Source organism: Streptomyces sp. YJ-C3, from assembly GCF_053891275.1.
Window position 1 is genome coordinate 6,424,077 of record NZ_CM132685.1, and the last position, 13,943, is coordinate 6,438,019.

A 13,943-nucleotide genomic window follows, 5' to 3' on the forward strand; every position below is an offset into this window, starting at 1 on the left:
GGCGCTCAGACCGAAGTGACGTGTACCGAAAGGTCGTTGTCGACGGTGTAGTACGGCTCGGCCGACAGGTCCCGGCCGGCGACGGTCACCTGGACGACCGGATACGCGAAGATCGGCTTCTTGTCGGCGATGTCGTCGAGGATCCGGGCCACCCGCACCTCGGGCCCGTCGTCCCCGCCGGGCCGCACCCACAGGTCCCAACGGCCCTCGGAGAACTCGTCGTACCCGATCCGCAGAGTGAACTCGGGTCCGTCGACGGCCAATTCCGCCCGAAGCGCCGGACCGGAGACGGCGCGGGAACGTATCTCCGCGTACGCCTTGGCCGTGAACTGCGTGCCGTAGACCCGCCCGTGCACCGTCAACTCACCGTCCACGATGCGCAGTTCACCGGCCTCCGCGTGCGGCGTCCGCAGCCAGCTGCGCACGGTGAGATTGCCGTGCTTGGTGGCGTACGGGATCCGCACGGCGACATGGCCGCGCGATCCGCTGGGCGCGCGGTCGACCAGCGAGCGCAGATCGTTCACGCCCGGCATGAGCCGCACCGGCTCGTCCCCGGCGACCTGCGCGTACGTGTCCCAGCGCCCCTCGGGCAGGCCCACGCTGATCGGCAGCGAGGCGCGCAGGCGCCCGTCGCCCATCGGCGTGAGCGGCAGCCGGACCTCCTCCCCGGTGGCCCGGTCGATCAGCACGAGGTGGGCCGGGTCCGTCGAGACCCCGTGGTCGGTGACGTCGAAGGTGAGGCCGCCGGCGGAGTCGGCGATGCAGTCGGCGCTGGGTGCCATACGGACGGTCCTGTCGTCAGGCGCGGGCAGCGGTGCGGGCGTGGCCAGCGGCGTCGTCATGCGGTGCGCCCCTTTCCCGGGGACTTGAAGGCGTCCCGCACGGCGTGGGCGCCGCCCAGCAGAGTTCCGCGGGCCCGGTTCAGCAGTCCCACGGAGCCGCCACGGCCGGTGAGCGAACCGAAGAGGTCCTCGTAGCGCTCGGCGATCCGCGCGGGATCGAAGCGCTCGGAGTGCGTGAGGGCGCGCGCCGCCATCTGCCGGCGCAGCGGTTCGTTGTTGATGAGTTCGAGCAGGCCGCCGGCGATCGCGTCGACGTTGCCGACCTCGACGAGGCGCCCGTCGACACCGTTGTCGATGATCTCGCCGGGGCCGTGCGGGCAGTCGGTGGAGACGACGGGCAGACCGCACCGCATCGCCTCGACGATCGTCATGCCGAACGACTCGAAGGTCGACGTCACCGCGGCGACGGAACCTTTCGCCCACTCCGGTTCGATGGGGTTGGCGGGTCCCATGAGGAACACGTGGTTGTACAGGCCGAGTTGATCGATGAGGCGGCGCAGCTTGTCCTTCTGCTTGCCGCCGCCGTAGATCCGCAGGCGCCAGTCGGGGCGCTCGGCGCGCACCTTGTCGAAGGCCCTGATCAGCAGGTCGTACCGCTTCACGGGCGCGAGCCGCCCCGCGGCCACGACCCACTTGCCGCTGCCGTCGGCCGGCGCGACACCGGGCGCGGGCACCGGGTTGGGCATGGCCTCGATGCGCACGCCGGGCAGCCGCATCCGGTCGCGGTAGGCGTGGGCGTCGGCCTCGGTGGTGGTGGTGAGGGCGTCGAGCCGCGGGTAGACGCTTTGCAGTTCGCGGCGCAGCCCCACGGAGTGCGTGTCCAGCGTGAGGTGCTCCTGGCCGACGCGCAGCGGGCCGCGCCTGGTCTGCCGGGCGAGGTGCACGTTGAGGCCGGGCCGCGTTCCGACGACCACGTCCGTCTCGACACCGGCCAGGTACTCGGCGATGCGCCGGTCGGTGAGCGCGCTGTACTGGTCGTAGCGCCCCTCCTGCCGGGGGAAGACCGAGGCGGCCTGCTCGGCCTCGGGATCGTCGCCCTCGTACCCTGCGGAGCCCTTGCGCAGATCCACGAGGTGACGGAGCCGTACGCGCTGGTCAGGCGCGAAGACCGGCTCGTCACGGTGCCGGAACACGGAGACGACTTCCACGTCGTGCTGCTCGGCCAGGGTGTTGGCGAGGTTGTACGTGGTGCGGATCGTCCCTCCGATCCCGTACGCATTGTGAATCAGGAAAGAAATCTGCATGCGTCCCCGTATCCCACCATTCCTCGCGGACAGTCCGGACAGTCTGAAACGGTCTGAACAGCCCGGGTGCTCCGCCTACCGGATGGTTAGACAGAGATGCCCCGGCGAGGGTTGTTCTTCATCATCATCTTGTTCCAGAACAGTTGCCGTATTGGTAGGCAATATCGGGAACCCTTTGGCCATTTAGTCCATCGGAGCCACGTCACGGCTGGTAGGAGAGCTGCGGAACGTCAAAGCAGGTACGGCTCATGTCACCGTTCTGGGTGACCCAGCCCCGGCTGTCCCTCCACCGTGCCACCGAGAGGCACGTTCTTCGGGTCGCGGGCGGCTCGGCGAGGGTGCGGTACGTCACGGGCAGCAGGAGTCCGTCGGCCGTGTAGGGGGTGCCGCGCGTCATGAAGCGGTCGAGGCACGCGCGCGTGACGTCGTCCCCGTCCTCGGCGCAGGAGCGCGCGGCGTCGGTGAACCACATCGCGGCGGCCCAGCCCTCCAGCTGCCACTGCGTGTGGGTTCCCAGCGACGCGGTCGCGGCGCGGAAGGCGCGCACGGCGGGGTGCCCGGTGTCCTCGAAGTTGCGGCTCGCGCCGGTCACCCACAGGGACGCGCGGCAGTGCGGCGCGTCCTTGTAGTCGGCGGCGACGGACGACGTCCAGTTCTGCACGTTCGTGACCTTCGCGGTGACGCGGGCCCCGACCTGGTCCATGGCCCGGCACAGCCGTGCGTTGCCGTGCGCGTCGATGGCGTCGAGGACCAGGTCGACACCCTGGTCCTTGAGGTCCGCGGCGACGGCGCGGAAGTTCGGCAGGGCGAAGTCGACCTGCTCGGTGATCACCCGATAGCCCTCGGCCTCCAGGCCGCGCCGCACGAGCCGCGCGTACGCCGCCGAGGCCGCCTGGTTGTACGAGACGACGGCGGCGGTGCGGGCGCCCCGCTCCCGCTTGAAGTAGCGGTAGACCTCCGTGCCGCCGTACAGCTTCCCGTCCCAGCCGGGCGTGCCGTCGCGGGGCGCGAGGCTGCCGTAGATCCCGTACAGGTGCGGGTACGTGTCGTACGCGGCGCCGATCGGCTGGCCGCCGATGTCGGGCACGCGCGCGTGGGAGACCTGTTCCGCGCCCGCGTAGTCCAGGGACGTGGTGGCGACCAGCGCGACGACCTTCTCCTCGTCGATCAGTTTGTGCACGCATTCGTTGTTGCCGACGCCGCTGCCCCCGTCGTCGCACAGGCGGACGTCGACACGGCGCCCTTGGATGCCGCCCCTGTCGTTCAGGTTCCGGAAGTACGCCTGTGCGCCGTCGCGGGTGTCGGTGAAGGTGGCGCCGCCGACGGGGCTCGTCGCGCTCGTGATGATCCCGACGCGGATCGGCGCCGCCGCGTTCACAGGCGCACGCCGCGGCGCCCCGTCCCCGAAGTCGCTCTCCGGCAGCCGCGAGCCGCAGCCGGTGAGCACGAGGAGGGCGAGTCCCGTGGCGAGCGCCTCAGCAGCCCGGGCCCGGCGACGCATTGCCGCTCAGCTGCACCAGCGCGCACAGGGTCTTGACGGACACCTTCCATGTGCCGCCCTGCTCGACGGAGGTGCCCTTGGCGCCGGGCAGCACCGTGGCGCCCTTCAGGGCCAGCGAGTACGTGACGTCGGCGGCGGTCGGCGAGGTGAAGGTGACGGTGTCGACGTTCGCCTCGACCTGGCCGCCGCGCTTGTCGCCGTTGAAGCTCTCCAGGACCGGCCGCATCGCGGCGCCGTTCTCCAGGACGTCCTGCTTCTCCTTCACGGGCACGTCCGGATCGAAGAACTTCTTCCAGTTCGCCGTGATCTCCTTCTTCGCCGCGGCCTCGTCCGCGGGCCCGGTCGGCGCGGGCTCCTTCGAGGAGGGCCCCTGCGAGCTGGGGGTGGGCGGGTCGCTCTCGTTGCCGCCGCTGTCGTCGCCGCATGCGGTCACGGCCGTACCGAGCGCCAGGACCGCGGCGAGGGCGAGGGCCGCACTCCGCCCGCGACCCGTCCCGATCTTGTTCCCGAGAACCATCTGGCTCACCACCGGATGTCGGTCCGGACCCCAACTGCGCCCGGAGTTTTCAGGGTTGGCCTCCAGAAGGCATAGTGCAAGCGATCGGCCGACAAGACCAGACACACAGGCAGACACACGACATCACGACGTGGGGGCCACCGATGCGGACTGTCCGGCTACGAACCGTGGGCCCCGTCCTGTGGGCGGGCCTCGCCGCCCTCACCGCGGGTGCCGTGCTGTGCGTGGTCGGATGGTACGGGATGTCCGGCGAGCGCTTCGCCGAGCGCCAACTGCCCTATCTCGCCTCGTGCACGGTGCCCGGAGCGGCCCTGATCATCGCGGGCGCGGTGCTGCTCACGTACGGCAGGAGCGCCCTGGCCAGGTCCCGGGTGGAGGAGCTGTACGCGCTCCTGGTCACCGTCGACCCGCCGGCGGCGCCCCGGGCGGCCGCCCCGCTCGCCGTCGACGGCACCCTCCTCATGGTCCCCGGCGGCACGCTGTGGCACCGCGCGGACTGCCCGCTCGTCGAGGGCAAGCCGGAGGCCGTGCCCGCCGACGCCGGGGCCGTCGCGGCCGGCGGTCTCGGGCCGTGCCCCATCTGCGAGCCGCCCGCGGGGAGTTGAGGCGTGGCCTCCCTGACGTACGACCTCACGCTGGCCGGCCTCTCGGTGGGTGCGGCGGCGGCGCTCACCGGGACCGGCCTGATCGTCACGTACCGGGCGACCGGCGTCCTGAACTTCGCGCACGGAGCGATCGCGATGCTCTGCGCGTATCTGCTGCGGCAGTGCGTGGTGGTGTGGTCCTGGCCGCTGTGGGCGGGCGCGGCGCTGGTCCTCCTGGTCGTCGCCCCGGCGCTCGGACTGGCGCTGGAACGCGGGGTGTTCAGGCCGCTCGCGACGGCGGGGAGCGACCCGGCCCGCACCCTCGTCGCCTCGCTCGGCGTCTTCGTGCTGCTGGTCGGGGCGGCGGCCCTGTTGTGGGGCACGGGGGCACGGGAGGACGCGCCGACGCTGATCGCGGCCGATCCGTGGGGGCAGCTCGCGGTGGCCTGCGCGATCGCGGTGACGGTGTGGGCGGTGACCCGGTGGACCCGGTTCGGCGGGGAGCTGCGGGCCGTCGTCGACAACCGCCCGCTCGCCGTGCTCGGCGGCATCGACGCGGACCGGGTCGCGGCGGCGGGCTGGGCCTTCGGCGCGTTCACGGCGGGCCTGACCGGAGTGCTGCTGGCCCCCTATGTGCGCCTCGACCCGTACGGGCTGCCGCTGCTGGTGATGGAGGTCGTGGCGGTCGCGGTCGCGGCGCGGATGCGGTTCCTGTCGGTGGCCGTGCCGGTGGCGCTGGCGATCGGGGTGGCGCAGAGCCAGCTGACCCGGCTGCACCCGGGCGGCCGGGCGGAGCCGCTGCTGCAGGCGGTCGGGGCGAACCTGTTCGTGGTGGCGCTGCTGGTCGCGGCGCTCGCCCTGCCGGGGATCGGCGGGCGCGGGGCACTGCCGCGGGCGGTGACCCGGCGGGTGGTGCCGGCGCCGCCGGGCGCGTGGCCGGTGGCGGCGGTGCTGTTCCTGCTGCCGTTGGGCTTCGCGGGCTCGGACCTGCACACGTCGGTCCAGGTGCCCGCGCTGGCGCTGATCCTGCTGTCGCTGGTCGTCGTGACCGGCCGTGCGGGCCAACTGGCGCTGGGACAGGGGGCGTTCGCGGGACTGGGCGCCCTGTTCGCGACATTGGCAGCACTGGGTCGCTTCCCGGGAATCCCCCAACTCCCCGGTTTGGTGGCGCTGTTGCTGGCGGTGGTCCTGGTGGCGCCCCTGGGGCTGCTGACGGCCGTGCCCGCGATCGGCCGGCACGGTCTCGCCCTGGCCCTCGCCACGTTCGCCGTCGGGGTGGGGGTGAGCCGGTTCGTGTTCGCGCAGCCGTACGCGGCCTCGGGCCTGGCACCGGGCAGGCCGGCCGGATTCGCCGGGGACCGGGCGTACTACCTCCTCGAACTCTGCTTGCTGAGCGGCGCGTTGGTGCTCGTATGGGCGCTGCGCCGGGGCCGGGTCGGCCGGGCACTGGCAGCCCTGCGGGACCACGAGGCCGGGGCGTCGGCGGCCGGAGTGCGGGTGTCCGCGCTCAAGGCCGCCGCCTTCGTGGTGGGGGCCGGGCTCGCGGCGCTGGGCGGCGGGCTGCTGGCGTTCGGGGTGCGGTCGTTCGACCCCGGGGCGTACGACCCGGTGCGCGGGCTGCTGTGGTTCGCGGCGATCGTGGCCCTCGGGGCGGACAGCCTGCTCGCCGCGCCGGCCGGGGCGGCGCTGCTGGTCGGCCTGGACGCGGGGACGCGCGGCGGGGTCGCGGCGGCGGCCGTCGGGGTGCTGGCGCTGCTGGTGGGACGGTTCCCGGAGGGGCCGTACGAGGCGGCTCGGGGCCTCGTCGCACGGGTACGGGGGCCTCGGCGGCCGACCGCGCGGGGCGCCGCGGTGCGGGATGCGCTGCGCCGGGGCGAGCGCCGTCCCGGTCCGGCGCCCTCGGACGGGCTTGATGAGCCCGCCGGCCCGGGGAGTGCCCCGGCGCCGAGGCGGACCCGGAGGGCGAGAGCGGGCGGACCGCCCCAGGCGGCCGGACGACCCTCACCGCCGCCCGTGCTGTCCGGCGCGCGCCTCACCGTCTCCTTCGACGGCCACCCCGTTCTGCACGGCGTCGACATCGCCGTGCCGCCCGGCCGGATCGTCGCCGTCGTCGGGCCCAACGGCGCGGGCAAGAGCACGCTGTTCCACTGCCTCGCCGGGACGGTGCGGCCGGACGCGGGGCGCGTACGGCTCGGGGACCGGGACATCACGGCACTCCCCGCCCACGCACGGACCCGGCTCGGCGTGGCCCGCACGTTCCAACAGCTCGCCGTCTTCCCGTCGTTGACCGTGGCCGAGAACATTCGCGTCGGCGCCGAGCAGGGCCGCGTTCGGGACCGGCACGCGACGCGGCGTCTGCTCAGGCTGTTCGGCCTGCGGGGCGGGCGGTTCCCCGCCGATCTGCCCACGGGGACGCTGCGCCGCGTCGAACTGGCCCGGGCCCTCGCGGGCCGACCGCACGTCCTGCTGCTCGACGAACCGGCGGCGGGCCTCGACGACGCCGAAGTCGCCGCTCTGGCACGCCTGCTGAAGGCGCTGGCCGGAGACGGGACGGGCCTGCTCGTCGTCGAGCACGACCTGGACCTGGTGGCGGAGCTGGCCGACACGGTGCACGTGATGACGGCGGGCCGCATCGTGGCGTCGGGTCCACCGGCGGCGGTCCTCGACCGCACGGCCGGAGCGCGCCCGTGAAGCACGGCATCGAACTGCGCGCGGCACACGTCCGCTACGGGCCTCTCGAAGCACTCCACGGCATCAGCCTCGCCGCACCCGCCGCGGCGGTCACCGTCCTGCTGGGCCGCAACGGATCCGGCCGCACCACCGCCCTGCGCGCCCTCGCGGGCACTGCCCCGCTCACCACCGGGACCGTCGTGTGGGACGGCATCGACGTCACCCGGCAGACGCCCCGCGCCCGCGCGGCCGCGGGCCTGTGTCTCGTCCCCGACCGGCAGGCCGTCTTCGCCGCGCTCGGGGTCGCCGAGAACCTCCGCCTCGCCGCGCCCGACGGCGACATCGCCCCGGCGCTCGACGCCTATCCGGAGCTCCGCCCGCTCCTCGCCCGCCGCGCCGGCACGCTCTCCGGCGGCGAACAGCGGATGCTCGCCGTCTCCCGCGCCCTGCTCTGCCGGGCCCGCGTGGTCCTGGTCGACGAGCCCGCCCAGGGCATGTCATCCGGGGTGGCCGACCGCACGTACGCCCTGCTGAGCGGGCTCGACGCCTGCGTGGTCCTCGCCGAGCAGCGGCTGCCGCCGGGCCTGCGCCCGTCCGGCCCGGGCGGGGCGACGGTGCTGGTGTACGAACTCGGGCGCGGCGCCGTGGTGTTCAGGGGCGAGGCCGGCGAGGTCACGCCGTCGGGATGACCAGCTGGGTGCCGGCGTTGAGCCGGTCCGGGTGCGGGCCGACCATCTGCCGGTTGGCCTTGTACAGCGCCTCCCAGCCACCCTTGACCTTGAAGCGGCGGGCGATCGAGGTCAGGGTCTCGCCGCGCTGCACCACGTGGACGCGGCCGGCGAGCCGCAGCTTCTTCGAGCACGCGGGCCAGGCCCGCCAGCCCTGGCTGCGCAGGACGTTCTCGGCGACCTTGATCTGCTCGGCGCGGGTCGCGAGATCGGCGCGGGGCGCGTACTTCAGGCCGCCGTGCTCCTCCCAGGTGGGCTGCCAGAACTGGAGCCCGCCGTAGAAGGAGTTGCCGGTGTTCGCGTTCCAGCGGCCGCCGCTCTCGCACTCGGCGAGGCAGGACCACGGCCACTGGTCGCGTGCGCAGTCGTAGGGCTTGCGGGCGGCGCTCCCGCTGCCGGGGGCGGCGGACGCGGCGGGCGGCGTGAGGACCAGGGCGAGCAGTCCGCCCAGGAGGGCCACCGCCCACATGTGCATCTTCGGCTTCGTGGGCATCAGGTGCATCGCGTCACGCTAAGCAGCGGGTACCGGCCTCTCCCGGCGCCGCGCCGCAGTGACCGCGGCCCCACCCGGTCGGCGCACCGGGCAGGACCGCGGGGCATCGCCGCGGCCGGGGCCTACCCGACCAGCAGCCGCTGTCCCGGGAGGATCAGGTCCGGGTCGCCGCCGATCACCGCTTTGTTGACGGCGTACAGGCGCTGCCAGCTGGTGCCGTGGGCCGCCGCGATGCGTCCCAGGGTGTCGCCGCTGCGGACGACGTAGCCGCCGCTCCGGGCAGTCCCGCGGCCCGCGCCCGACGAGGCGCGCTCCACCGGGGCGGACTTCGGTTCGGCCGACCGGGGCGCGGCGGAGCGGGGCTCGGCGGCGGCCGCCGCCGGTGCGCCGCCGTACGCGCCCGCCCGCGCCGAGCAGACGGGCCAGGCGCCCCAGCCCTGCCCGCGCTGCACCTTCGTGGCCACGGCGATCTGCTGGCCCTTCGTGGCCCGGTCGGCCGTGGCGGCGTAGGCCCCTCCGCCGTACGCGCGCCAGGTGCCGGCGGTGAACTGGAGCCCGCCGTAGTAACCGTTGCCGGTGTTGATGTGCCAGTTGCCGCCGCTCTCGCAGCGTGCGATGCGGTCCCAGACGCCGGAGTCCGCCGCGTGGGCGGAGCCGCCGGACGCGAGGAGGCCGAGGGGGGCGAGGAGAACCGCCCCGGCGATCACCGCTGTCGTGCGAGCCGTACGAATCGGCACGGACATGAGAATCCCTCTCGTGGACTGCTGCTCGGTGCAGACGGCGGTGGAATCTAGGCAGCCCGAGAGGTTTGCATCAACCAAGTCCCTGTCACTCCAGGCCAGTTGGCCGTTACCGAAAGTAGTGATGAAAACGCGCCACCCACTTCATTCACTGATTTCATGATTTGTCGACCTGCCACCTCGGTGATCTGTGACCCACTTCACCCCCTCAACTTGCTCGGAGTACCTACAAGTTGGCGTGGAGTGACAGATTCCGGGTTCCTTCTCACGGTGCGCTTCGGATGAGTGAATTCCGTTCGCCTTCGGGCGTGACTCCCGCCACAGATCACCCGTTGTTCCTTCATAAGTACGCATCCGATCCAGAGGAGCCCCCGTGTCGCGCTTGCTCGACGTCAGTGACGACGTACGCGCCGAGATCGGCGACGAAGAAGCCGACCGGCTGCTCGCCGGTGAGAACGCCCCCGGCGGTTACGACTGCACGTCCTGCCGCACGCCGGGCGACTCCGCGCAGGAACGCACCAGCACGGTCCTGTTCGTCGGCGACGAGACCGCCGTGCTCGCCTTCGCCCATGCCGCCTGCCTGCCCTCGCAGGTCGTCCAGGTCGCCGAGGACCAGCTCCAGGGCGCCGTCCGGTCCATGACCGGGTCCCCGGACGCGCCGGCCGGCGGCGGGCCGCAGGTGGCCGCCCCGACCCAGGCCGTGCTCGGGGTGACCAGCGGCCTGCTGCTGATCGCGGGCGAGCTGCACCCCGCGCTCGTCGTCGAACCGACCGGTCCCATCTCCCGTCCCGGCGCCGAGCCCGGCGGCGGCGACGACTTCCTGCCGCTCCTGATCGAGCAGGGCTTCATGCCGGTCAGCGAGCTGAACGAGGCACCGCGCGTGCTGCCCGGCTGGTCGGTGCTGCTCGCCATGGGCCAGCTGCACGCCGTGCTGCAGCCCGGCACCGGCGGCGCCTCCTCCCAGGTCGCCTGGTGGCAGGCGCACCAGGCGCTCCAGGTCACCGACGGCTGGCGGGCCGCGGCCAACAAGACGCACACCGTGCTCGTCCTGGCCGCCCCCGTCGGTTCGATCGGCCGGCAGCCCCGCGAGGACCTGCTGCGCGACGCCCTCGACAAGGCCGCGGCGAACGGCCGGCTGGTCGCCGCCGCGATGCCGCTCGCGGGCACCTGAGCCAACGGCGGGTCCCCTTCCGGACCCCCGACGAATGCGCCGGTCATCCTCCTGACGCCTCGCATAAGCCGAGGCCAAGGGCGCATCCGTCGGGGGTCCGGGTCGTTGGCACAGACGTGCACCCATACGACCCCACCTCATCCCCCTCCGGGCGGCGTCAGCCGTATCCGACCCCCATTCCGGCCATGCGTCCCGCGGAGGACTATGCGGGCAACTGCTCGGCGACTCCGATCTACGACGCCCTGTACGCGGAGTACCGCCGGTCCTTCCGGGCCCTGCCCGGCGACCGCAGCGGCGAGGAGGATCTGGGGTTCACGGCCTTCGGGACGGGGCCCTACGGGGCACGGCAGCACACCCCGCACTACCCGGCGGCGGTCCAGCACCACCAGTACTCCTACTGGCAGACGAACGGGCGGCAGCACGCCCAGGGAGGTCATCTCCCGGCCGCGCTGCCGCCCGCACCGCGCCGCGAGCACTGAACCCGCGGCGCCTGGACCGTCGTAGCGGTACGGCTGTCCCGTACCGCTCTACTTCTTCTTCCCGCGCTTCTCCCGCACGCGCACGGAAATGTGGATCGGCGTCCCCTCGAACCCGAACTCCTCGCGCAGACGCCGCTCCACATAGCGCCGGTAGCCGTGCTCGATGAACCCGGAGGCGAAGAGCACGAACCGCGGCGGCTTGGTGCCGGCCTGCGTACCGAAGAGGATGCGGGGCTGCTTGCCGCCGCGGATGGGGTGCGGGTGGGAGGCGACGAGCTCACCGAGGAACGCGTTCAGGCGCCCGGTCGGGACGCGGGTCTCCCAGCCCGCCAGGGCCGTCTCGATGGCCGGGACCAGCTTCTCCATGTGGCGGCCGGTGCGCGCCGACACGTTCACTCGCGGCGCCCACGCGATCTGACCGAGCTCGGTCTCGATCTCGCGCTCCAGGTAGTAGCGGCGCTCCTCGTCGAGGGTGTCCCACTTGTTGAACGCGACGACGATCGCGCGGCCCGCCTCGACCGCCATCGTGACGATCCGCTGGTCCTGCACGGAGATCGTCTCGGAGGAGTCGATCAGGATGACCGCGACCTCCGCCTTCTCGACGGCGGCGGCCGTGCGCAGCGAGGCGTAGTAGTCGGCGCCCTGCTGGAGGTGGACGCGCTTGCGGATACCGGCGGTGTCGACGAACTTCCAGGTGACGCCGCCCAGTTCGATGAGCTCGTCGACCGGGTCGCGGGTGGTGCCCGCCAGCTCGTTCACGACGACGCGGTCCTCGTTCGCCACCTTGTTCAGGAGCGAGGACTTGCCGACGTTCGGACGGCCGATCAGGGCGATGCGGCGCGGGCCGCCGACGGCGGTGCCGAAGGTCTGCGCGGGCGCCTCGGGCAGCGCCTCCAGGACGGCGTCGAGCATGTCGCCGGTGCCGCGGCCGTGCAGCGAGGAGACCGGGTGCGGCTCGCCGATGCCGAGGGACCACAGGGCGGTGGCGTCGGCCTCGCCGCTGGGGCCGTCGACCTTGTTGGCGCAGAGCACCACCGGCTTGTTGGCCTTGCGCAGCAGGCGGACGACGGCCTCGTCGGTGTCGGTGACGCCGACCGTGGAGTCGACCACGAAGACGACCGCGTCGGCGGTCTCGATCGCGTACTCGGCCTGCGCGGCCACCGACGCGTCGATGCCGAGCACGTCCTGCTCCCAGCCGCCGGTGTCGACGACCTTGAAGCGGCGGCCCGCCCACTCGGCCTCGTAGGTGACGCGGTCGCGGGTGACGCCCGGCTTGTCCTCGACGACGGCCTCGCGGCGGCCGATGATGCGGTTCACCAGGGTCGACTTGCCGACGTTCGGGCGGCCGACGACGGCGAGGACGGGCAGCGGACCGTGGCCGGCGGCCTCGATCGCGCCCTCGACGTCCTCGATGTCGAAGCCCTCTTCCGCGGCGAGCTCCATGAACTCCGCGTACTCGGCATCGCCAAGCGCCCCGTGGTCGTGCTCGGCGAAGCCGTCGCCCTCGGGCTGGATCTGGTCGTTCATGAAGTCCGTACCTCGTCGTTCATTCGTGGTGATCGGTGCGCCCGCCTCGGTCAAGGCCGGTGCACTACTGAAAGTCTCGCTCAGCGCCCGGTCAGGCGCCTGGCGTCCGCCAGGTGGGCGGTGAGCCGCTCCTGGATGCGCACGGTCGCCGCGTCGAGCGCCTTGCGCGTACGCCGCCCGCTGCCGTCGCCCGCTTCGAAGGGGTCCCCGAAGACGACGTCGACCCGGCTGCGCAGCGGAGGCAGCGCCTTTATCAACCGTCCGGGCCGCTCCGTGCTTCCCAGTACGGCGACCGGGACGATCGGCGCCCCGCCGCGCACCGCGAAGTACGCGAGGCCGGCCCGCAGCGACGCGAAGTCGCCGTCGCCGCGCGTGCCCTCGGGGAAGATGCCGAGCACTCCCCCGTCACGCAGGACGTCGAGGGCCCGCGTGATGGCCGTCCGGTCCGCGCTGGTCCGGTCCACCTTGAGCTGTCCGATGCCTTCGAGGAAGGTGCCGAGCGGCCCGACGAACGCCTCCTGCTTGATCAGGAAGTGCGTCGGGCGCGGGGCGACGCCCATGACCATGGGGCCGTCGATGTTGTGGGAGTGGTTGACCGCGAGGATCACCGGGCCGGTCGCGGGGACCCGCCAGGACCCGAGCACACGCGGCTTCCACAGCCCGTACATCAGGCCGACGCCGATGCGCCGCCCGACCTCGGCCCCACGTTCCGGAGGGCTGACAGGACTCACTTGGAGGCCCGCTTCTCCTCGACGAGGGTCACGACGCACTCGATGACCTGCTGCAGCGTGAGCTCCGTGGTGTCGACCTCGACGGCGTCGCCGGCCTTGGCGAGCGGCGACGTCTTGCGGCTGGAGTCGGCCTGGTCGCGCTTGATCAGGGCCTCCTGCGTGGCCTTGACGTCGGCGCCCTTCAGCTCGCCGGAGCGGCGGGCGGCACGGGCCTCGGGCGAGGCGGTGAGGAAGATCTTCAGGTCGGCGTCGGGCAGCACGGTCGTCCCGATGTCCCGGCCCTCGACGACGATGCCCGGGCCCTCGGCGGCGGCAGCGGTCGCGATGGAGCGCTGCAGCTCGGTGATGAGGGCGCGCACCTCGGGGACGGCGCTGACGGCGCTGACCTTGGAGGTGACCTCGGTGGTCCGGATCGGGCCCGCGACGTCGGTGCCGTCGACGGTGATGGTGGGCGCGGACGGGTCGGTGCCGGAGACGATCTCGGCCTTGCCGGCGACCGCGGCGACGGCGGACGGGTCGGTGAGGTCGATCCCGTTGTTCACCATCCACCAGGTGATCGCCCGGTACTGGGCGCCGGTGTCGAGGTAGTTCAGGCCGAGCTGGGCGGCGACGGCCTTCGAGGTGCTCGACTTGCCCGTGCCGGAGGGTCCGTCGATGGCGACGATCACAGCTGCCGGGGCGGCGGTTTCCACGGTGACGGACACCTTTCTGAGTAC

14 protein-coding genes are annotated in these 13,943 nt (G+C 73.0%); 5 read left to right on the forward strand and 9 right to left on the reverse strand.

The window, feature by feature from the left end; translation table 11 throughout:
* Positions 1-5 precede the first annotated feature (5 nt).
* The 4 genes from ACVHNB_RS28775 to ACVHNB_RS28790 form a co-directional block, all read right to left on the reverse strand.
* Positions 6-842: a hypothetical protein gene (locus ACVHNB_RS28775; protein WP_428955629.1), complete on the reverse strand. Its 837-nt coding sequence runs from the start codon at positions 840-842 to the stop codon at positions 6-8.
* Complete coding sequence (locus ACVHNB_RS28780) at positions 839-2,086, reverse strand: glycosyltransferase family 4 protein (RefSeq protein WP_428955628.1); 1,248 nt, start codon at positions 2,084-2,086, stop codon at positions 839-841. The genes ACVHNB_RS28775 and ACVHNB_RS28780 overlap by 4 nt, the downstream gene beginning before the upstream one ends.
* Positions 2,087-2,288: 202 nt before the next feature.
* Positions 2,289-3,587 carry an ABC transporter substrate-binding protein gene (locus tag ACVHNB_RS28785; RefSeq protein ID WP_428955627.1) on the reverse strand — a complete coding sequence of 433 codons (1,299 nt, stop codon included), beginning with the start codon at positions 3,585-3,587 and terminating at the stop codon, positions 2,289-2,291.
* Complete coding sequence (locus ACVHNB_RS28790) at positions 3,562-4,104, reverse strand: hypothetical protein (protein WP_428955626.1); 543 nt, start codon at positions 4,102-4,104, stop codon at positions 3,562-3,564. The genes ACVHNB_RS28785 and ACVHNB_RS28790 overlap by 26 nt, the downstream gene beginning before the upstream one ends.
* Before the next feature lie 143 nt (positions 4,105-4,247).
* Here ACVHNB_RS28790 and ACVHNB_RS28795 point away from each other — a divergent pair, with 143 nt between their 5' ends.
* Genes ACVHNB_RS28795 through ACVHNB_RS28805 form a run of 3 tightly spaced genes read left to right on the forward strand, consistent with a single transcriptional unit; the run spans position 4,248 to position 8,047 of the window.
* Positions 4,248-4,709, forward strand: coding sequence for a hypothetical protein (locus tag ACVHNB_RS28795; protein WP_428955625.1), 462 nt, complete (start codon positions 4,248-4,250; stop codon positions 4,707-4,709).
* Positions 4,710-4,712: 3 nt separating this feature from the next.
* Positions 4,713-7,379 carry an ABC transporter permease subunit gene (locus ACVHNB_RS28800; RefSeq protein WP_456226232.1) on the forward strand — a complete coding sequence of 889 codons (2,667 nt, stop codon included), beginning with the start codon at positions 4,713-4,715 and terminating at the stop codon, positions 7,377-7,379.
* Positions 7,376-8,047 carry an ATP-binding cassette domain-containing protein gene (locus tag ACVHNB_RS28805; protein ID WP_456226233.1) on the forward strand — a complete coding sequence of 224 codons (672 nt, stop codon included), beginning with the start codon at positions 7,376-7,378 and terminating at the stop codon, positions 8,045-8,047. The genes ACVHNB_RS28800 and ACVHNB_RS28805 overlap by 4 nt, the downstream gene beginning before the upstream one ends.
* Here the strand turns inward: ACVHNB_RS28805 and ACVHNB_RS28810 are convergent.
* Positions 8,031-8,588 carry a LysM peptidoglycan-binding domain-containing protein gene (locus tag ACVHNB_RS28810; RefSeq protein ID WP_456226234.1) on the reverse strand — a complete coding sequence of 186 codons (558 nt, stop codon included), beginning with the start codon at positions 8,586-8,588 and terminating at the stop codon, positions 8,031-8,033. The two genes, ACVHNB_RS28805 and ACVHNB_RS28810, sit on opposite strands and share 17 nt — an antisense overlap.
* Before the next feature lie 113 nt (positions 8,589-8,701).
* Positions 8,702-9,322, reverse strand: a complete 621-nt coding sequence (locus tag ACVHNB_RS28815) for a LysM peptidoglycan-binding domain-containing protein (protein WP_428955621.1) — start codon at positions 9,320-9,322, stop codon at positions 8,702-8,704.
* 370 nt (positions 9,323-9,692) lie between these two features.
* On the opposite strand from ACVHNB_RS28815, the gene ACVHNB_RS28820 reads away from it, so the two are divergent.
* Both ACVHNB_RS28820 and ACVHNB_RS28825 read left to right on the forward strand, forming a co-directional pair.
* The gene (locus tag ACVHNB_RS28820; protein ID WP_456226235.1) at positions 9,693-10,490 is read left to right on the forward strand and encodes a hypothetical protein; all 798 of its coding nucleotides are present in this window, start codon (positions 9,693-9,695) and stop codon (positions 10,488-10,490) included.
* 185 nt (positions 10,491-10,675) lie between these two features.
* The gene (locus ACVHNB_RS28825; RefSeq protein ID WP_456226236.1) at positions 10,676-10,969 is read left to right on the forward strand and encodes a hypothetical protein; all 294 of its coding nucleotides are present in this window, start codon (positions 10,676-10,678) and stop codon (positions 10,967-10,969) included.
* A 48-nt stretch (positions 10,970-11,017) separates the two neighbouring features.
* On the opposite strand, the gene der is transcribed toward ACVHNB_RS28825, so the two are convergent.
* The 3 genes from der to cmk all read right to left on the reverse strand — a co-directional run bounded on the left by der (position 11,018) and on the right by cmk (position 13,919).
* Positions 11,018-12,496 carry a ribosome biogenesis GTPase Der gene (gene der / locus ACVHNB_RS28830; protein ID WP_456226237.1) on the reverse strand — a complete coding sequence of 493 codons (1,479 nt, stop codon included), beginning with the start codon at positions 12,494-12,496 and terminating at the stop codon, positions 11,018-11,020.
* 80 nt (positions 12,497-12,576) lie between these two features.
* A complete protein-coding gene (locus ACVHNB_RS28835; protein WP_428957712.1) occupies positions 12,577-13,164 on the reverse strand; it encodes a lysophospholipid acyltransferase family protein in 588 nt (195 codons plus the stop codon).
* A 59-nt stretch (positions 13,165-13,223) separates the two neighbouring features.
* Positions 13,224-13,919, reverse strand: coding sequence for a (d)CMP kinase (gene cmk / locus ACVHNB_RS28840; RefSeq protein ID WP_428955617.1), 696 nt, complete (start codon positions 13,917-13,919; stop codon positions 13,224-13,226).
* Positions 13,920-13,943: the final 24 nt, after the last annotated feature.

Coding starts and splice junctions, on each gene's coding strand:
- ACVHNB_RS28795 (WP_428955625.1), top strand. CDS start 4,248: ATGCGGACTGTCCGGCTACGAACCGTGGGCCCCGTCCTGTGGGCGGGC.
- der (WP_456226237.1), bottom strand. CDS start 12,496: ATGAACGACCAGATCCAGCCCGAGGGCGACGGCTTCGCCGAGCACGAC.
- ACVHNB_RS28825 (WP_456226236.1), top strand. CDS start 10,676: ATGCGTCCCGCGGAGGACTATGCGGGCAACTGCTCGGCGACTCCGATC.
- ACVHNB_RS28780 (WP_428955628.1), bottom strand. CDS start 2,086: ATGCAGATTTCTTTCCTGATTCACAATGCGTACGGGATCGGAGGGACG.
- ACVHNB_RS28775 (WP_428955629.1), bottom strand. CDS start 842: ATGACGACGCCGCTGGCCACGCCCGCACCGCTGCCCGCGCCTGACGAC.
- ACVHNB_RS28835 (WP_428957712.1), bottom strand. CDS start 13,164: ATGTACGGGCTGTGGAAGCCGCGTGTGCTCGGGTCCTGGCGGGTCCCC.
- ACVHNB_RS28815 (WP_428955621.1), bottom strand. CDS start 9,322: ATGTCCGTGCCGATTCGTACGGCTCGCACGACAGCGGTGATCGCCGGG.
- ACVHNB_RS28785 (WP_428955627.1), bottom strand. CDS start 3,587: ATGCGTCGCCGGGCCCGGGCTGCTGAGGCGCTCGCCACGGGACTCGCC.
- ACVHNB_RS28790 (WP_428955626.1), bottom strand. CDS start 4,104: ATGGTTCTCGGGAACAAGATCGGGACGGGTCGCGGGCGGAGTGCGGCC.
- ACVHNB_RS28810 (WP_456226234.1), bottom strand. CDS start 8,588: ATGCACCTGATGCCCACGAAGCCGAAGATGCACATGTGGGCGGTGGCC.